Here is a 20,460-nt window from a genome sequence, read left to right as displayed (position 1 = left end):
CCGGCACGGGACACCATGACATGTCCGACAGAAGCCTCCCTGATAGCCTCCGCCGATGACACCGCCCTGAGGGAGGATGCTGCGTTTCCCTGAGGGGTACCTCCCTTAGACCATGCATCTGGTCGTTTTACGTCATTCGGTGACGCCCGCCTCACCCACCGCGGGCGTCACCGGTCGTCTCTGGCTTACAGGCCGGCATCATCCTGTACGCCCTGCACGCCCACGTCGTCACTCATCGGCAGGTCATCCACATCGTCGCTGGAGGCATCGACAACAGGGTCGTCCGCTGCCAGCAACAGGCTGCTGGTAGCCAGGCTGGCCGCCGCCACGTCGGGATCCCGGGTGAGCTGGAACGAGGCCAGATCCTGGGAACCGCCGTTGAAGGTCAGTCTGAGCACCTGCACGCCTGCCTCCAGGTCCAGGGTCATCGCCGCCGTATCGACGTAGACGCCCCAGTCACTGGTCACCGGCGTGGCCACGCTACCCTGCTCGTAAACGCTACCGTCCTGTTCCAGCGAAGCGGTGATGCTGCGCCCGCCATTGGGGCCCGAGGTCACGAAGGACAGGGTGTGGCTGCCCGCTTGCTCCACGTTGATGGTGTACTCAAGCCACTCGCCGTTATCGATCCAGCCCACCGCGTCGCCCTGCCCCACGATATCCACCGGCGTATCGCGGAAGTTGCTGCCGAACTGCTGCGGGCTCAGCTCGTTGTAGGCTTCACCCTGCTCACCCTCGTCGAACAGCACGGCGTCAAGGGACAGGCCATCGTCAGCGTCCACCAGCCAGGCGTTACCTCCTGCATTGAAGGCCTGTTGGCCGTCCTTGGACAGTGAGAAGCCCTGCAGGTCCATGGACCCGCCGTTGAAGGTCAGGCGCAGCACCTGCTCGCCGGCCTCCAGCGTGACCTGGGTCGACGCGGTCTCGACAAAGTTGGTCCAGCTTCCGGTGGGATCCACCTCTACCGCTCCTGCCGTCGCGTAAGGCGTACCATCGCCCTTGGTGAAGCTGGCGGTGATGCTGCGTTGGCCGCCGGCGGTGGTGCCGAGGGAAGCCAGGAAGGCGAGATCATAGGTGCCTGCCTGCTCCACGTTCAGGGTGTACTCGACCCACTCGCCGTTCTCGATCCAGCCGATGACGCTGCCACCACCCGCCAGGTCCACCCCATCGCCACGGGGATTGGTACCCAGCTGTGCCTGACTTGAGTCGTTGTAGGCGACTCCCTGACCGCCTTCGTCGTAGTTGACCGCCTCCAGGTTGAAGTCCGCCCCCACCTGCCAGGGCGTACCATCATCGGTAAACGCCGACTGGCCATCGTCCACCGGCTCCACCAGATCCAGGCTGAAGGAAGCCAGGTCGAGCTGACCGCCGTTGAAGGTCAGGCGCAGGACTTGTTCACCCTCTTCCAGGTCAAAGCTCAAGGGCCCGACGTCGGTGAAGGTGGTGAAGCTGCCGGTGTTGGGCAGTGCCACCGACTGATTTCCCGTGTAGAAGGCGCCATCCTGCTCGAACGCCGCGGTGATGGTCTTGCCACCGGCCACCGCCGAGGTCGAGAAGTTGAGCACATAGGTGCCCGCGGTCTCCACGTTCAGGGTGTATTCCACCCACTCGCCGTCGGCGACAAAGCCGATGGCCAGCGACGGGGTCGAGATGTCCACCGCCTCGTCAGAGCGGAAGGCATTGCCGCTATGGGTGGTGTCCGAGTCGTTGTAGGCCACCCCCTGGCCGCCGTTGTCGTAGAAGCGCGCTTCCAGATCCAGGCCATCGGCGCCCACCGTCCAGGCGGTCTGGGTGTCATTGAAGGCGGTCTGCGCGACCGGCGTCGGATCATCAAGGAAGTTCGGCGTCCCGTCACCGTCATCATCATCGTACAGATCCACCCGGCCGTTACCGTCGGCGTCCTCGACGCCGGTCGGATCGTACGGCGTGACGTTCTGCACCAGGAAGATGTTGTCGTTGTAGTCGTAGTTCACCCCCGCGTAGTCCTGGATCACGATGTACGTGTCCGGAATCACGTTGCCGTCGGCGTCCTTGGCCACGTACACCCGGATCAGGTGGCCGTCGTTCTCGTCCCAGTTGAGGTTGGCGCCGGGAATGCCGATGGCATCGATGGTGTCCTCGTACAGGTTGGCGTCGGGATCCGACCAGGAGATGTACCCAGGACGATCGGAGATCTCGGCATAGAAGCCGAACGGATCATCCCGATCCAGGGTCGCCACCGCCAGATTGTCGCCATTATTGAGGGTGCGCGGCAGCAGGGTCTGACCGTCGGCCTCGTCGTGGGCGATGATCTCGCTGATGTCGCGGCTGTCCACGTCATGGATGAACAGTCGGGCGATGTCGCCCTGGCCATGGTAGGCCGCGAGCTGGGTGATGGTGATCGGCGAGGCCCCGTCGGCGCGCTGGAAGAACGGCGCCAGGATCTCGTCGCCGTTGGCTTCCACCAGGCCACCCTGGTTCATCTGCCCCTCGGCGACGTCGGTGGTGTAGCCAAAGGCATTGACGATCTCCTGCACCGTCGGCTCCTGGCCACTCTCGGACTGGTTCTGGCTGATACCGGCCAGCTCGATCACCTTCTCGGCCTCATCGGCGTCGCTCGAGCTGATGATCAGACTGGCCTCGTACAGCGAACCGTCATTGGGGTCATCGGCGATAAAGCGCACCGTGACCTCCACCGACTCACCGGGCTCCAGTACCACGGCACTGAAGGCCTGGGTCAGCTCGAACAGGCTGGGGTCACTGACCGCCACAGCGTTGATGGTCAGCGCATCGAAGCCGTCATTGGAGAGCGTGATGGTGACCTCGTCATGCACTTCCTGGGCCGCATTGACGGGGTTCTCGATACGCGACATCACCAGGCGATCGTTGGACGGCACGCCATCGTTGTTGGTGACCGTGAGCGAGCCGCCGGAGACCGGCTTGACGCCTTCGATCACGAACACGTTGTCGTTGTAGTCATAGTTGATGCCGGTGTAGTCCATGATCCCCAGGTAGGTATTGGGAATCACGTTGCCATCTTCGTCCAGGGCCCGGAACATGCGCACCGTATAGCCCCGCTCGATGCCATCGGCATCCGCCGGCGGCGTGCCGCCCCCGGAGGGGTTGAGCGACGGGTCGGTGGACAGTCCCGCCACCTCGATACCGAACACCTCATCGCCGGCCCAGCCATCGGGGATGGTCCCTCTGCCGAAGGTCGCGGTGGCGAAGTTGCCGTTGTTGACCAGCGGCAGCAGGGTCTGATTATTGTCTCCCTGGTGGTTGGAGAAGATGATGTCCTGGCCCTTGTTGCCCGGCGCATGAATGCCCAGCGTCGCCCCTCCGTTGCCATGGAAGGCCGCCAGCTGGGTGATCTTGGCCTGGTCCACGCCATCGGCCAGGGACCAGTAGCGCGACAGCACCTCGTCGTCGTTCACCGGACGGTACAGGTCGAAGTCGTTGAGCACCGAATTCTCGCCACCGCCCACGGTGGTCAGTCCAGCGATGCGGTTGCCGAAGCCGAATACCTCCCAGATCTCGTTGACGTTGGGTTCCCAGCCGCCCTCGTCACGGGCCTGCCAGAAGCCGGCCATGGCGATCTCGGCCACCGGCGAGTCGGCGTCGTTGGTGACCAGCCGAATGCGGCCTTCAAACACCCCGTCACCGGCGTCATTGGCAGGAGGCGTGTAGGCGTCGCGGTCGAACAGTACCGTGACCGTCAGCGACTGCCCGGGGGCCAGGGTCAGGCCGTCGAACGCGCCCGGATCGGCCAGCACGAAGGGCCCGTCGATCTGTGCCTCGAGGATATCGAGCGGTTCACTGCCACTGTTGCTGATGGTGACCGTGGCGCTGTCCTTGAACTCGCGGTCCGGGTTGGAGGCACCGTTGTTCTCCAGATAGCTGAAGTGCAGCCGGTTGGCATAGAAGGCCGCGTCGCCACTTTGCACCTCGATGTCGGCGTTGGCATTACCCGCCAGCGGCGTGACATCCAGGTAGTCCAGATCATCCGCGCCGTCCACGGCGGACACTGCCCGCAGGTTGTACTCGACGCCGGCCTCGAGCTCGACATAGACGCCCTCTTCGCCGGCATCGCCCACCCCCGGATAGGCCAGACTGTCGACGGCCTGACCGTTGAGTGTCAGCGCCAGCGACCCGCCATTGTCGCCACCGGCGTTGGCCGCCAGGTCCAGACGATAGAGGCCATCGCTGTCTACGGTGAAGTAGAAGTCTGCGGTCAGTTCGTTGACGGTGCGGGCGCTGGCGCCATCCTCAAGCTCGATCCGCGCGCCGTCGGACACGTCGGCGTAGACCGGGATGAACACATCGCCGCCATTGTCCGGCACCCGCAGCAGGTCGATGTTCGGCCCCACGGCCCCCGGCGCGGTCAGGGTAATGGTGTTGCTGCCCGCCTGCAGATTGACCAGCACCTCCTGGAAGAACCAGTCGTCCTCGGCGTCATTGCTCTGGCCGACGAAGTTGAGCTGGCCCAGGTCGGTGCCATTAATGGTCAGTCCCAGCGGTCGGTCGGCCTTGCTGGCGGCAAGCGCATAGCGGAAACCGATCTCGTAGCTGCCGTCTTCGGCGACATCCACCGTCCAGGTGATGGTCTGATCGCCGCCGCCATCGAAGTCGACAAAGCCATCGCCGGAGGCGTTGCGGTCATCCTGACTCTCCGGCACGAACACGGCGCCGCCCAGCACGGCGTCTTCGGCCTCGTAGACGGTGAAGCCCGGCGTGGTGTCCTCCTCACGCAGGATCTCCAGCTGGTCGATGTTGGGTCCGGTGTCCTGGGTCGCCTGGAAGCGCACGGTATTGAGGCCGGCGGCCAGGTCCGCGGTGATGTCCACCGTCAGCCAGTCGGACCAGCGGGCGTCAGGATCGGTGATGCTGGAATCCTGGCTCGGCGGGAAGGACACCACCCCCACCGACACGTTGTTGACGAAGACCTCCAGCGGGCGATCGATGTCCGAGCCATTGCCATAGCGCACCCGCAGCACCGACTCACCGGCCTGGCCGGGGTCCAGTTCGAAGCTGAAGGTGATGAAGTCGACGTTGGTGCTGCCAAAGTCGGCATAGCCCCCCGGCACGCCATCGTCATCCACGGTGTTGCCATCCAGGCCAAAGGCGCCGGGACGCAGGCCATTGGGCAGGTTCTGGTTGGTCTCCGGATTGTTGATATCGCGGATTTCGATCTCCGCATCGGCGCCGGTGGCGATGGTCACCGAGGTGCCATCGTTCGGCGTCACGTCCTCGGCCTGAATCGTCAGGACGGTGATCAGGTCGTCGTCCGGGTCCGGATCGACTGGATCGGTGGTGCCGCCCGGCACCGGATCAAGGCGGATGATCTGGCTCTGGCCGTTGCCTCGGTTGAGGGTCAGCAGATACAGCTGACCGGTGGCCGGGTTCTCGATGATATCCAGCGGATCGACGTAGGTGATGACGTTGCCGTCGGGGTCACGCAGCACGTCGTCACCGATGACGTTGCCGTTGGCGTCCAGGGTGATGGAGCGTACGTCGTCACCGCCGGAGTACTCGGTGAACAACACGTTGCCCTGCAGGTTGCCGCCGAACACACCGCTGGTGTATTCCACCGCACCGTTGGGCGAACGGTTCTCGCCCAGCGAATAGACCCCGGCGATGTCATAGGTGCCCTCAGGGTTGGTGCCCGTCGGGTACTTGTCGACCTGATTGGGATCATTGCCACCGGTGGGGTTGCCGCCGTTCAAGATGTATTCGTCACGCAGCGGGTTGGGATGGCCGTAGTAGCCGCCCTCCTCGATGCGGAACAGGTAGTCATCCTGCTTCTCGACGTTGGTGTAGCGCTCGTCCTCCGGCGTATTCGGATCATCCGGCACGTTGCCGCCGGCGGCCGAGCCGTTGGTCGGCACGTACAGGTAGCCGTTGGAGTGCCACACCAGGTCGTAGGCGTTACGCGCCCCGGTGGCGAAGATGGTCAGCACCGCATCGGGAGCATAGGGGTCATAGTAGGACTCGAGCACATTTCCGTCGGCATCCTGCACCGTGGCGACGCCGCGATCATCAAACACCAGGAACTCGCCATTGCCCATGGGAATGGGGTCGTCCTTGGGATGGCCGTCCGGATCATCGAAGCGCTGGTTGAGCCCGTTGTCGGGCAGCGGCTCGGTGGTCACATCGAAGGGGCCATTCGACACATCGCGGGTCGGATCGATCTCCATCACCGCCGCATTCAACAGCCGCTCCGGGCGGTTGCCCCAGGCGCTGTCAGGTTCCCCCATGGCCGAGTTGGAGCCCTGGATCAGGTACAGCAAGTGGGTCGGCACATCCGGGTTGGAGTCCGCGTCGTAGTCCGGGTTCACCCGGAACTCCAGGCTGTTGGTGACGTGGTCACCGTTGGAGCGCGGAAGGCCAGTGATGTAGGCCTCGGCGGTGCCGGAGAAGCCGGGTCCATCGTCCAGGGTGATCTTGGTGATGCGACCACTGAAGTCCGGCACCCCGTTGTCACGTCCGGACAGCGGGATCGGGTAGTTATCGGTGATCCACAGCACGTTGGGGTCGGTGGGATCGACCACCAGGCCAATGATGCCCCGCTGCTGGGTTTCTCCCGGTTGATCGAAGTAGTCGTTGGGCAGGCTCAGCTCCAGCCGGTTGGACAGTGAACCATCGATGGGGTCCACGTCGTAGCGCAGCAACTGGCCACTGATGGTGGCGATGTACATGAAGGCGCCGTCGGGGCTCATCTCCAGCGAGGTGAAGCCGAAGGCCCCATCGGCAGCGCCGTTGAGCTCGACCACATCATTGAAGGCCACATCACGGGCCACGATCTCCGGCTCAGGGCCGGTGACGAAGGTGTTGGTGTACTTCTGGAACTCCCGGGTCGGCGCGCTGGCATCATCGTTGGGGCCGCGATCCTGGAAGCCATCGATCACCAGGGTGTAGCTGGTGAAAGGCTTGAGCGACTGGCTCGGCGAGATGGTCAGGGAGTCGAAACCACCGGTGGTATTGGCATTGAACGTGACCTCCTGGCCGGTCACGGTTTCGAACAGGCGGATGGAGCCATCGGCCAGGCTTTCCAGCAATGCCCCGCCGCGGCCGTCCACCACCGAGATGCCGACGAAGATATCAGAGGTCGGATCAACGCCGGTGGGAATGCTCCCATCGTCCGGGTCGAGATCCACCTCCACTTCGTTCTGCCCCACCCCGGCGATGGCTCGGGCGTCGGTGAAGAAGGCGTAGTCCTCGACCGCCTCGCGTCCATCTCCTGGCGTCAGATCCGGCAACGCCTGGATCTCGATGTACTGGATCTCGGTGTTCTCGTTATCGAGTCCCATGGAGTCCAGGGTCAGGCGACCGTCGGTGACCTGAACGATGCGGGTCACCAGGTCGGAGCGCACGCCCTCGGTGTCATCGGCGGGATTGCCGTCCGCCGGGAAGTCGTCCGGGCGGAACGGGGTGAAGGGGTCGTTGAACAGCTGTCCTTCGGCGTTGAGCACATTGTTGCTGTCATAAGGCCCGCTGGTATCGCCGATGGAGATGGTGACCTCGTAGTAGCCATCGTCGAGCTCGATCTCCCAGCCGGCGCGCACATAGTTGCCGGGCTGGTCAAAGTGCGCGTAGGTGCCCTGGCGCGGGTCGAGTCCGGCGATATCGTCGGTGCGGTCATTCACCGCCACGCTGGTCAGCGAGCTGATATCCAGCGGCTCGGTGCCTGGGTCACTATCGTAGATCGACTCTTCGGTGACCCAGCCATACTGGTGCACCTGGCCATCCACCGTCACCGACTGGGTGCCAAAGGCCTTGCCGTTGTCGGCGATGTAACCATCGGGCACCGCGGTGCCTTCGGGCTGGAAGTTGATCTTCACCGAGAAGCGGTCGCCTGGCTCCACCGGGCGCGGCGGCGCTACGCCGTCACGGCTGACGGTGACCAGGTCAATGTTGGGGCCCGCGGTGCCTTCGTTGGCCAGGCGAATGGTGTTATCGCCGGCCGCAAGCTCCACCTCGATGGTAGTGGTGGTCCAGTTCTCCCAGCCCACCGGGTCGCCGCCGGTGGAAGCGAAGGCCAGGCTGCCCTGGCTCGCCCCGTCCACCAGTACAGTCATCGGACGGTCGGCGCCATTGCCCGCACCGTTGGCGTAGCGCACCTCCAGGGTGTAGGTCCCGGCCTGGTCCACGCTGACCTGAAATTCCGCGGCGTCGCCCACGTCGCCGCCCATGTCCAGATATCCGGCACCGCTGAAGCCATCCCACAGTCCGTCCGCGCCTGCCGCGGCGTTGGTCTCGGGGTTGCTCGGGTCGCGCACCTGGGTATCGCTATCGGCGTCGACGATATCCAGCGCCTCACCTTCGATGCTGAAGCTGAACGGTGGCTGGGTCACGCCGTCGTTGAAGTCGAATACCACCTGGTCGATATTCGGGCCGTTCACCGCACCGGCGGGAATGGTCAGGGTGAAGGTGTTGGCGCCCTCCACCAGCTCCACCGTGACCTCGAGGGTCTGCCACTCTTCCCAGGGCTCGGTGACACCGGTGGCATTGGGGAAGCCGAGCTGGCCCTGGCCACTGCCATTGACGGTCAGATCCAGTGGCCGTGGGGCGTCACCACCGTTGGCGAAACGAATGGTGGCGGTATAGCTGCCCGCCTCCACCGCGTTGACGTTGAAGGTGACCTGGTCACCGGGGTTGGTACCAAAGTCGAGATAGGCCTCGCCCACCGCGCCGGGGCGGTAGTTGCCAAAGTCGTCAGGGTTGGCCGAGTCGACCACCCGGGTGACTTCACCCTGGGCGGTGCCACCGACGTCGACGATGTCGGCGTCCTCTGCCTGCAGGGTGATCGGCGCCACCACCACAGCGCCATCATCGTAGCTGACGACCTCATCGACGCTGGCTTCGTTACCTGTTGCATCGGTGACGATCAGCGTCACCGTGAGATCGCCACTCTGATCATCAAGCAGACCGCTGAGGTCCAGGGTAACGTTGCCCGAGGCATCCGGCGTCACCTCGATGCGAGTGGCGCCGCCGTCGTAAGACACCTCGACGGTGGTGACGTCGTCATCGACACCCGACACATTGAACACCGCCGTCGCCAGCTGGCTATCGTCCAGGCTGTCGTCGGCTGCCACGAGGGCCAGATCGCCGTCTTCATCGGCGCTGTCATCGATCACGATGGGCCCACTTCCGCCCTCGGTAACCTCGATGCGGTCAATGTTGGGGCCGGTGTTGGCACCTGCCGGGATCGCCAGCGCAATGGTGTTGCTGCCCGCCTCCAGAGTCACCGTGATGGTCTCGAAGGCCCAGTGGTCGAAGCCCTCTTCCGGGCCCGTACCATCCGGGTCGGTGCTGGCCATGGCAAGCACCAGCGGATCACCACCGTTGATCACCAGATCCAGCGGGCGATCGGTATTGGTGGCGTAGCGCACGTTGATGTCATATTGCCCGGCCTGGGCCACATCGACCTGCCAGCTGATGTTGTCTCCGGGGGTGTCGCCAAAGTCCAGGTAGCCGCTGCCGGAGAATCCGGGGCGCAGACCGGTGGGCTGGTTGGGCTCCGGGTTACTGGGATCGCGAATCTGGGTATCAGCGTCGTTGGCATCCACGTCGAAGCTTTCTACCGCACCATCCTCGGCCTGCAGCGATAGCGGCGAGAAAGGCGCTTCGTCCACATCATTGACGCTCACCGACACCAGTTCGCTGGTCGTCAGGCCATCGTCGGTGACGCTGACCTCGACTTCGTAGACGTTGTCCTCGTTGGCGTCCACGGCCAGCTCGAAGTCACGGGCCGAAGTGAAGCTGAGCACCCCGGTATCGGGGTCGATGGTAAACAGCGGTGCGTCGATGCCACCGGTGATGGCGAACACCGGTGCGCTCAGCGCGGCAGGCTGACCGTCTTCATCGAGTACCGCGATGGCGCCGATCTCGATCAGGTTCTCGTCCACGTCGAGCGCCGTCTGTGCGATGGACAGGCTTTCGTTGAGGTCGTTGACCGTGATCAGGGTCGCCTGGGACACGCTGTCTTCCCCGTCGCTGACGACCACGGTGACTTCGTAGACGCCGTCTTCATCGGCGTCGACCGCCAGTTCCGCATCGGGCGGGTTGACGAAGCTGAGTACGCCGGTGGCCGCATCGAAACTGAACAGCGGAGCGTCGACGCCTTCCAGGGTCACGCTCAGGGTGTCACCATCCAGGTCGTCCAGGGTGAGCGTCGCGACCGCGCTCGAGTTCTCGTCGACGCTGACGCTAGCGCCGAGCCCGGTGATGGTGGGCGCGTTGTTGACCGGCTCTTCGATGCGCTCGAACGCCACCGAGTCGATACGCATCAGCTCGCCGCCCTGGCCACGCAATTCAAGCCCCAGCTGCGAGTCGGCGGTGATCTCGACCGCTGTCTCGAACACGATCGCCTTGCGGTTACCACTCTGGCCGGCGTTGCCCCTGGCACCACTGCCCACCAGGGTGCCGAAGTCGTCACTGAGCACCACGTCGGAGGTCAGGCTGTCACTCGACAGATGGCGAGCCTCGAGCGCCGTTCCATCGATGGACAGCGTCAGCTCGCCCTCCCCGTCGGTTTCATCGAAGACGTACAGGGTGACCCGATACCAGCCGGGCTCGACCCCGGCCGCGGCCAGGTCGGTACCGATGGCGGCAGGCGCGGTGCTGGTCAGGCGAATCAGCTGGTCGTTGGAGGCGCTGGTATTGGCGGTGACGATCAGGTTGGCGGCATCCAGGTCACTGAAGGCTTCCGCCTCGATGGTCACCACATCGCCGATATCGGTACCGGCGATCTGGAAGTCGAGCACCTGGATGGCCGACAGGCCGCCCGGATCGGTGGCCCGCAGCGTCACGCTGAAGGCCCCACCCTCGGTCGGGGTGCCCTGGATCACGCCATTGACCAGCTCAAGACCCGGGGGTAGGTCCTCGACGCTCAGCGTCAGGTCGTCCCCGTCGGGATCAGAGAACAGCACAGCGTAATCCGCCAGGGTAATCTGGACGAAACTTTCGCCTACCTCGCCAAAGAATGGCTCCAGCGCGGCGGGCTCGGCCACCGGCGCGTCGTTGACGTTCTCGATGGTCAGCACAAAGCTGTCGGAGGTCTCGAACTCCCCGTCGTCGGCGAACAATGTAACGGTATAAACTCCCGGTACCAGGTCATCCAGGCTGCCACCCAGTACGCTACCATCGATGGCAAGGCCAGCGGCACTGACGGGCGCGCCGTCGCTGTCGGCCACCTCGAAGCGATAGTTCAGGTCGTCGCCATCGGCGTCTTCGAAGGGCAGATCCACCTCCAGCGTTGCGCCCTCGTCCAGCACCAGGTCAGCGACGCCGCCGCCGACCACCACCGGGGCCTGATTGGTGTCCACGCTGGTGGCTTCGCTAAGCGTCACATTGGAAAAACGCGCACTGCCCTTGGCGCCAAGGTCATCGTCATTGACGAACACCAGGGAGTCGATGGTCGAGCCGGCCAGGGACGACAGGTCGATGGTAAAGGTCAGGACGCCATCGCCATCATCATCGGTGCCTTGTCCCCGCAGGTCGATAAAGCCCTGCTGGGTCTGGGTGCCGCCCAGCTGGAACAGGCTGCCGCCACCACCGAAGGGGTTGTCGTCCGGGTCGATACCGACGGCGATGATCTCCGATACCGGGGAGCTCGAGGCATCCAGTTCCAGGGTCAGCCGTGTATCCGCGGTAATCTGGTAATTTTCACCCAGGGCCACCCGCTTCCAGACGTTGTCGGTCAAGGCCAGGGTCGCCCCTGCATCTTCCGACGCTGCGCCAGTGCCTTGGCTGGGGTTGTCCTGATTGCCGCCGTAGGACGTGATCGGCCCCGCGGCAAAGTCCAGCGTCAGCGGAGCATCGCTGTCGTCTTCCAGGGTCACCTGGGTCGAGGTAGTGGCTTCATTGCCGGCGAGATCGGTCACGTACAGCACAATGGGATGACTGCCGCCGCCCAGACCGGACAGGTCAAGCTGCAGGCTGTCGCCATCGACCCCGACCGGGGTGCGCGTGGCGCCGCCATCCAGGCTGACCTCGACGCTGTCGGCGTCAGCATCCAGCCCAGCCAGGGTAAAGGTCACGGCGGCACTATCCGCCTGGGCCACCGGGTCTGCCGGGCCGGCCAGTGCCAGATCGCCGCCTTCGTCGGCGGTGGTATCCAGGGTCAGGGCCAGCTCGCGAGTCCCACGGTTGCCATAGGCGTCCATGACAATCAGGGTGGCCGACAGCGGACCGTCGGCCTGACCGGAAAGGTCCAGGCTGAAGGCACCGCTGGCGTCCGGAGTGACCTCCTCTACATTCACGCCGTCATCAAAGCTCAAGCCCACGTAGACGATATCGTCATCAAGCCCCGCGACGGTAAAGGACACAGCGTCGACGGTTGCGGCGTTGACCACACTGTCAGGCGTGGTAAAGGCCAGGTCATCGCCCTCGTCCCCTTCCACATCGCCCACCGGGCCGGAGCCCGCCGTGGTCAGCTCAAGCCGGTCGATATTGGGGCCGCTGCCGGCGCCGCTGGGAATCGCCAGGGTGATGGTGTTGTCGCCCGCCTGCAATGCCACCGTCTGGGTCTGATAGGACCACACGTCAAAGCCTTCCGGCGCTTCATTGGTGGCATTGGGGTCGGTAGTGACGAAGGCCAGGGCGCTGGCGATACCGCCGTTGACCGCCATGTCCATGGGCCGGTCGCCGTTGCTGGCGTAGCGGAAGTTGAGGTCGTACTGACCCGCCTCGGCCACGTTCACGGTAAAGGTCAGGCTGTCGCCCGGTACGCTGCCGAAGTCCACATAGCCGGTCCCGGAGTAGTCGGGACGCAGGCCCTGGAAGCCGGTCCCGTCCTCGGGATTGGCCGGATCACGCACCAGGGTGCCCGCATCGTTGGCGGCACCAAGCTCGGCGTCTTCCGCCTGGACCACCTGGGGCGCAATATCGGGCCCGGTGACCGCGGCGCTGACCAGCACCAGCTCCATCTTGTCGATATTGGGACCATTGGTGTAGCCGCCCAGGCGCAGGGTGTTGCTGCCGGCGGCCAGCTCGACCTCCACCGTCTCGACCGTCCAGCCTTCCCACTCGCTCTGCAGGTTGCCGCCGCTCTGGCTTGGGCGGTTGGCCGCGGCAATATCGGCTTCGGTATCGTCCGGGTAGTAGACCGGCTCCAGCGTCGGCGCAAAGTCAAAGGTGGCCAGGGTGGTGGTGCTACCGCCGTCGACCAGCATCAGGTCCAGGGGGCGAGCGCTGGAGGTGGCGTAGGTGATGCTGATGGCGTAGGTGCCAGCGGTGGCGATGTCCAGGGTAACGTCGGCAGTGGCGTTGGCGTTGCCAAAGGCCCAATCCAGGTAGGCTTCTCCTTCGGCACCAACCCGGAAGGTCTCGTTGCCGTTGGTGAAGTCAGCGATGGTGTCGAGGGTGGCCACCCGGTTGGTGCCGCTGTTGTTCACGTCCTCGGTGGGCGACAACAGCATATCTTCGCCCTGAACCACGTAAAGGTCAGGGTCCGGGGCGGTGATCTCGAGATAGTCGATGTTCGGTCCGCTGGCGCCGTTGGAGGTCAAGGTAATCGTGTTGGTGCCCTGCTCCAGGGTCAGTCGTACCGGCTGGGTCAGCTCGAAGTTGGTGAAGTCATCGCCGGTGGAGGTCAGGTCGAACATGCGGTCGAACAGCTCACCGTTGACGTCCAGGCGCAGCGGGCGATTGCCGGCGCCCATGGCGTAGCGCAGCACCAGGTCGTATTCACCGGCCTCGGGCACGTCGAAGGTAAAGGTAAGGCTCTCGCCACCGGCCACTCCATCGCCATAGTCCACGTAGGCATTGCCCTCGGCGTCCGCCGCATCCGGGTTGGCCGGATCACTGACCACTGCGATGCCAGTATCTCCGGTGATACTGGCCGATGCGCCGTCGCTGGCATCATCGTCTTCGGCCTGGATGCGTAGCGAAAAGCCCACGGGGGCCGCCAGGGCCACTATTGCCGGGGCCGCAGCCGCTGCAGGCAGGGGGTCTGACGAGGGAGCTGCCGAGTTGTCTGGAAGGCTGTCTTGAGAAGCACCTGGAGAATTATCTGGAGAAGTGTCTGGAGAAGTATCTGGAGAGGTGTCTTGAGAGGCACCTGAAGCAGGTCCTGAGGACGCTGCGGCAGAGCCCGCCACCCCTGACGCGCTGTCCATGTCAGCGTCGTCGCTTCCCCCGTCACCATCGCTGGCGCCCGCCTGCGGGCCGTCGACATCCTGCGCTGACGATCCCGGGTCGTTGCCCACGGCTGGATCGATTGGCTCAGGGTGGCTTGCCACAGGATCCGTGGAGCCTTGCTCTGCTCCATCATCGGTATCGGCCTCGGCGTCCTGCACCAGCACTTCACGCAGGGCGGCAACACCGGGGAGCAGCGCTCCTCTGGCGTCGAGCGCCTCGATCATCATTCCCAGCTTGCCAATGGGGGGCGTCGGCAACTGCTCGAACACGAAGGGTCTTTCGAATTTCTCGAAGACGCTTCTCGCTCCTGACGCGTCTTCCCATGTCATGCGCACGGCCGCGACAGCCTCTTGCCAGCGCCCGGGATGGGGCGCCACCACCACGTCATGCAACTCGAAATCTTTATTTAGGAAATGCGCCTTGTCTTCCAGGCGTTTTTGAAAGGACTTGCGACCGCGACCAACAAATGACATGGAAAACATGAGCTGTCCCCTGACGATGATATCGGATGATCAGTCCTTGACGAACCACATTTTATTGTCGGCATCCACTGCCAAAGCTTGGTCTTATTTACGACTACCCTTGCATTACTGAGGTAACGAATGTTTCCGCGATTCGCGAGAACATCCTTTCCTCTTTCTGGTGCTCTTCCGGCCTTACCCTTACTGACCACACCCTTGGAACCCACCCCATGTAGAAAAGCTGTCACTCGGAACTATGCTCCACTAGCCAAGCTCCACTAGCCAAGCTCCACTAGCCTCTATGCTCCACTAGCCACCATGCTCGAAACAGCAAAACTCATAAGATGTAGCCCACCTTCACTGATTCTATAACCCCATCGACATACAGCAAGATTTTTTTGACAGCGCTAACGCTAACGCCACTTAGCCTTCAATAAAGGAAGATGTGTAACGTTCAAATCATTGTAATTATTGATTTTTTTAGTTATCTAAACTGAAAACACTAGACTTCATATTTGAAAAAACTCAGTTAAATAGCACTGACAGCACCAGCAGTAACCAACCCAACGATGAGACTTAACGTGTAAAAAAGCAGACTAAGCTCCACTTTTCTCCAACACCCTTTATTCAGGGATACCATCGCATTCTTTCCTCTCTGCAAAAGCCGAAGAAAACATTGGTTTCATTGCTGTCATCGCTATTGTGGTTGGCCATATTTTCGCTACTATCCCATCGAGACCCGTTTCCGTTTCATGGCTGTTTTTCACCATCATCACATCACCTGGACGGACCAATATCTCGGAACACTTCCGAGGGTCTTCAGGAGAACACTCAAGAGAACATCAATAGATCGAAGATGCGCCACACATCACTAAAAAAAGAAAACCACGGATAACGACAACAACAGCATCCCCGCAAGAGGGGTGATGTCAGGGGGAACCATCATGGCTGCAGAGAAGAATGACCTGCGTAAGGTCCTCGCCTTCTGTCGAAGAAGCTTCGGCTATGTGGCGCTGTTCAGCATGTTTATCAACCTGCTGATGCTGGTACCGCCGCTATATATGCTGCAGGTCTACGACCGCGTGCTGACCACCCGCAGCCAGGAAACTCTGTGGATGTTGACACTGGTGGTGGTGTTTCTCTTTATGGTGATGGGGGGACTTGAGCTGATGCGCTCGAGAATCCTGGTCAGGGTGGGTAACCGACTGGACACCTTGATCAGCCCACGCCTCTACGCCGCCATGTTCAAGCGCAGCCTGGCGAGCCCCGGCAAACCCTCCGCCCAGCCGCTCAACGACCTGACCAGCCTGCGCCAGTTCCTGTCGGGCAACGGGTTGTTTGCCTTCTTCGACGCTCCCTGGGTGCCGATCTACATCGGCGTGCTGGCCCTCTTCCATCCCTGGTTTGGGGTGTTCGCTCTGGTGGCCGGGATCATCCTCGCGACCATTGCCGTGATCAATGAACGACTGACCAAACCGCTGCTGACAGAGGCCAACGGTCGCCACGTGCAGTCACAGGATCTGGCCAACAGCAATCTGCGCAATGCCGAGGTGCTGCATGCCATGGGCATGCTGCCAGGCATCCAGGGGCGTTGGGCAGCACGTCATCGCGAATACCTGGTGCTGCAGTCCATGGCCAGCGACCGCTCAGGCCTGCTGACCAACACCTCCAAGGTGCTGCGGCTGATGTTTCAGTCCTTGATTCTTGGAGTCGGTGCCTTTCTGGTTCTGCGCGGTGAGTTGACCCCGGGCATGATGATCGCCGGCTCCATTCTCATGGGCCGGGCGCTGGCCCCTATCGACCAGATGATCAATGGCTGGAAGGGATTCTCTGGCGCGCGTACCGCCAAGGGGCGGCTGGAAGCCCTGCTGGACGAGGTTCCTGCCGATCCGCCGGCGATGCCGCTGCCAAGCCCGCGAGGACAGCTGACGCTGGACGACGTCAGCGCAGCGCCTCCCGGCGTCAAGCTGCCCACCATCACCAACATCGACCTGCGCATGGCCAAGGGCGAACACATTGCGGTGGTGGGGCCCAGCGCGGCAGGCAAGTCCACGCTGGCTCGGGTGGTGCTCGGGTTGTGGCCCACCCAGCTGGGCTGCGTGCGCCTGGACGGCGCCGATATCAATAAATGGGAACGCACGGCGCTGGGGCCGCATCTGGGCTACCTGCCCCAGGACATCGAGCTGTTTGATGGCAGCGTCGCCGAGAACATTGCGCGCTTTCAGGACGTGGACCCGGAACAGGTGGTGCGGGCCGCCCGCCGCGCCGGTGTGCACGAACTGGTGCTCAAGCTTCCGGACGGCTATGACACCTGGCTGGATCACGGTGGCAGCGCGCTGTCCGCTGGTCAGCGCCAGCGTATCGGCCTGGCCCGAGCGCTGTACGGCAACCCTGCCCTGATCGTGCTGGATGAACCCGATGCCAACCTGGACGATGCCGGCGAAGCGGCCCTGGCCCAATGCCTGATCGAATTGCGCCAGCAGGGCACCACTGCACTGATCATCACCCATCGTCAGCGCCTGCTGGCCAATGTGGACCGCATTCTCGTGCTCAAGGAGGGACGCGTGGCATCGCTCACGCCACCGGGGCGTCGAGAGCCTGTCTCCGCCGTGGCGGCGGGAACAAGACGGGTCTCCCCCGTCACCACCCTGCGCCCCAGCGCACGTGGCAGAAGCGCGGCCGTGCCCGCTGAATCGGCGTCGCCGGTATCCACGGCGTCCACTGTCCGTCCCGACAGCAAGGAGACCTGATCATGAATCCCGCAGGTGCCCCTCAACAAGAATTGCCGTTGCAAGATCAACGTTACCGCCGCCTTGGCCTGCTCATCCTGCTGGTGGCGCTGGGCGGCTTCGGCAGCTGGTCGGTGATGGCCAGTCTGGCGGTTTCCGTCGTTGCCCCCGGCTCCGTATCGGTGGAAAGCTTCACCAAGACGGTGCAACACCTGGAGGGCGGTATCGTCGAGCGTATTCATGTGGAAGACGGCAGTCAGGTCGATGCCGGCGACGTGCTGATCACGCTGGATGACACCCAAGCCAGGGCCCAGAGCCGCATCGTCGAGGCGGACTATCTGATCGCCAGGGCCAGCGAGGTACGGCTGCTGGCCGAGCAGGCAGGAGCGGACCAGCTGGTGTTTCCCGACGCTCTGCGTCAGTCCGACAATGGCCGCGTCCAGGCGGTGCTGGGGGTGCAGCAGCGCCTGTTCGAGGTCCGTCGAGAGTCTCTGGACGGCACCCTGGCGGCACTTGATCAGCAGATTCTGCAGCTGGACGAGCAGATCACCGGGCTCGAGGCCACCCGCCAGATCACTCAGCGAAGGATCGACTCGCTCAATGGTGAGGTGGCCAATCACCGCAAGCTGTTCCGGGATGGACTGATCAGCAGCCAGCGGATGCGCGAAATGGAGAGGGAGAGCCTCGAGTACCAGAGCGACAATGCGCGTCATCTGGCCGAGGTAGCCCGACTGCGCGCGCAGATCAGCGAGAACGTGCTGAACAAGCAGATTCGCCTGCAGGAATTCCAGCAACAGGTCGGCGAGGCCCTGCGTCAGGTGCAGTCGGAAGTGGCCGATGCGGAGGAGCGCCTGGTAGCCCTTACCGATACCCTGAGACGCACGGCCATTACCGCGCCTGTGGCCGGCACCGTGGTGGGACTGAAGGTCCATACCCTGGGAGCGGTCATCCGCGGAGGCGATCCGCTGATGGATCTGGTGCCAATGGGCGATGGCTTTATCGTCGAGGCCAGGGTAGCCAACCACGACGTCGACCATCTGTACCTGGGGCAGCCGGCGGAGATTCGCTTCAGCGCCTTCAACCAGCGTCTGTCCAACGTCATCGATGGCGAGGTGGTCCATGTCAGCGCCAACAGTTTCGAGGACGAAGCCACCCGAGAGCGCTACTACAAGGTGCGCATCCAGGTCACGCAACAGGGCGAGGCCAACATGACCGACAACATGCGTCTGATGGCCGGCATGCCAGCGGAGGTGATGATTCGCACCAGCGAGCGCAGCTTTGCCAGCTACGTGGCCAAACCGGTCACCGACATGCTGGCAAGAGCCATGCGCGAGGAGTAAAGACGACGATCCTGCGCCGCATGGGAAGCGGTTCAGCCTACACGCCCTGCCGCCGTAGCCAGCGTCTGTTCTGGGTCTGTCATGCGTCTGTCCTGGGTCTATAGTGAGGTAGAGACGCTGGTACGGCGATGCCACATTGCGGGGTTCGGCACGTGTACGACAATCGCACCAAGATGCTGCTGGTGGTGTCGAGGCGACTGCTGGTGTTCATCATTATCAGTCTGCTGGCCACGGCGGCCCTGTTCGCGGCAACGCTGTGGTTTCAGCAGCGCCTGATGATCTCGTGGCTGGTGTTCGAATGCGGCATCATCGGAGGCTTCGTCAGTATTCAGCAACGCTTGAAGCACATCTCGTCGACCGAACTGCGACTGCTCACCCAGTCCTGGGCGACCGTGCTGGTGGTGCCCATCTACGGAGGCACCTTTGCGCTGGTGTTCTACGCGCTTACCCTGGCCGGCCTGATCGAAGGGCACCTGTTCCCCAGCTATCACATCGCCGCCTTCCCCGAACCGCCTACTACGGATGACATTCTTCACTTTCTCTCGCGAACCTATCCCGCCCAGGGAGAGGACGTCGCCAAACTGATCTTCTGGTCCTTTGCCGCGGGGTTCTCGGAGCGACTGGTACCACAGATCATTCATCGCACAACGGACCGACAGCCTTGAGCCACGCTTTAGCCTGCCCTGCACTCGCGGGACGGCGTCACACCGCTATCAGGCGTTGAAGCGAACGGCTCCCAGGTCAGAGACGTCGTAACCGCCGAACTGTTCGGCCTGCTCACGCAGGCGGGGTTGCCGTGCGAACGCCAGCAGCCGTTGCAGCGGCGGCTCGAAGTAACTCCTGCGGCGCAGCAGCAGATCAAAGGACTCCTGCTGCAGCGGCAGGAAGGCGAGTCCCTGACGTCGCGCGGCCGCTTCGACACCAAGGCCCGCGTCTGCCCTGCCCTGGGCAATCGACAGGGCAAGATCATCCTCGCTCATGGCGGGTTGCTCCAGCAGGCCAAGGGCGTCCATCGAGATGCCTTGCCGATCCAGCAGTCCTTGCAGCAGGCGATGGGCCCCTGCGCCCTGCGGTCGACGTGCCACCCGGACGTCGCCCCGGGTCAGGTCCCCAAGACCCGAGATACCCAGCGGATTGTCCGCCGCCAGCATCAACCCCTGCTGGCGACGTGCCCAGTGGACAACGACCAGGTCACGCATGCCTCCCAGTCCCAGCTGCGCAGGATCGTTATAGCCGCCATCGGCATCCAGCAGGTGCGCGCCGACCACGCTCGCCTTGCCGGCCAGCAGTCGCTGGATACCGTCACCACTGCCCTGGCACAGGCTGGCCAGACCACAGCCGCTCTCGCGCATGGCCCAGTCGAGCAGCGGATCCTGACTGCCACCGAGGACTTCCTGAGGTCCCACGCTGGCCGCCTGATCCCCCTCCAGGTGATTCATGACCCACAGATCCACCGCCTGCCGCGGGAACAGCAGCTTGCCGGTGGCCCGGCTGCACGGAATCTGCCCCTGGCGCACCAGGTCGTAGACCTTGCGCGGCTTCAACCGCAGATAGTCTGCCACCTCCGAGGTGGTCAGATAGGTCGGGAACGCTACGTCATCCATGGTCCTGCCTCCCTTTTGCTCTACGGGGCTGGTCGTCTGTCTCGAAGCGCTGGTTCACTGATTCAGAACGAGCCACTAGCCGAAAGATGTAGCCGCTAACTATGCACGAAGATGTTTCAGGCTGCATAAATTTCAGTGCCCGGATGCGCATGCCGACGTTTCATCACATTATGCTGGTATATCAAGGGCATCCCGCGACCGCGGCGCCGTT

5 protein-coding genes are annotated in these 20,460 nt (G+C 63.3%); 3 read left to right on the top strand and 2 right to left on the bottom strand.

Annotation, left to right across the window (positions count from 1 at the left end):
• Nucleotides 1-185: 185 nt before the first annotated feature.
• Nucleotides 186-14,597 carry a carbohydrate-binding protein gene (locus KUV45_RS11350; RefSeq protein ID WP_222163104.1) on the bottom strand — a complete coding sequence of 4,804 codons (14,412 nt, stop codon included), beginning with the start codon at nucleotides 14,595-14,597 and terminating at the stop codon, nucleotides 186-188.
• Nucleotides 14,598-15,520: 923 nt separating this feature from the next.
• On the opposite strand from KUV45_RS11350, the gene KUV45_RS11345 reads away from it, so the two are divergent.
• From KUV45_RS11345 to KUV45_RS11335, 3 genes are all read left to right on the top strand, one after another.
• Complete coding sequence (locus KUV45_RS11345; RefSeq protein ID WP_222163103.1) at nucleotides 15,521-17,326, top strand: type I secretion system permease/ATPase; 1,806 nt, start codon at nucleotides 15,521-15,523, stop codon at nucleotides 17,324-17,326.
• 2 nt (nucleotides 17,327-17,328) lie between these two features.
• Nucleotides 17,329-18,645 (top strand): HlyD family type I secretion periplasmic adaptor subunit, encoded by a 1,317-nt coding sequence (locus KUV45_RS11340; RefSeq protein WP_206937885.1) that lies wholly within the window; start codon nucleotides 17,329-17,331, stop codon nucleotides 18,643-18,645.
• 152 nt (nucleotides 18,646-18,797) lie between these two features.
• Nucleotides 18,798-19,310 carry a hypothetical protein gene (locus KUV45_RS11335; protein ID WP_222163102.1) on the top strand — a complete coding sequence of 171 codons (513 nt, stop codon included), beginning with the start codon at nucleotides 18,798-18,800 and terminating at the stop codon, nucleotides 19,308-19,310.
• 48 nt (nucleotides 19,311-19,358) lie between these two features.
• Here the strand turns inward: KUV45_RS11335 and KUV45_RS11330 are convergent, their stop codons facing one another.
• Complete coding sequence (locus KUV45_RS11330) at nucleotides 19,359-20,249, bottom strand: helix-turn-helix transcriptional regulator (protein WP_222163101.1); 891 nt, start codon at nucleotides 20,247-20,249, stop codon at nucleotides 19,359-19,361.
• Nucleotides 20,250-20,460: the final 211 nt, after the last annotated feature.

Origin of the sequence: Halomonas sp. DP3Y7-2 (genome assembly GCF_019800795.1) — a bacterium.
Taxonomy (GTDB): domain Bacteria; phylum Pseudomonadota; class Gammaproteobacteria; order Pseudomonadales; family Halomonadaceae; genus Halomonas; species Halomonas litopenaei_A.
The sequence above is the reverse complement of the archived record's forward strand: the minus strand, read 5'-3'. Positions and strand labels throughout refer to the sequence as shown.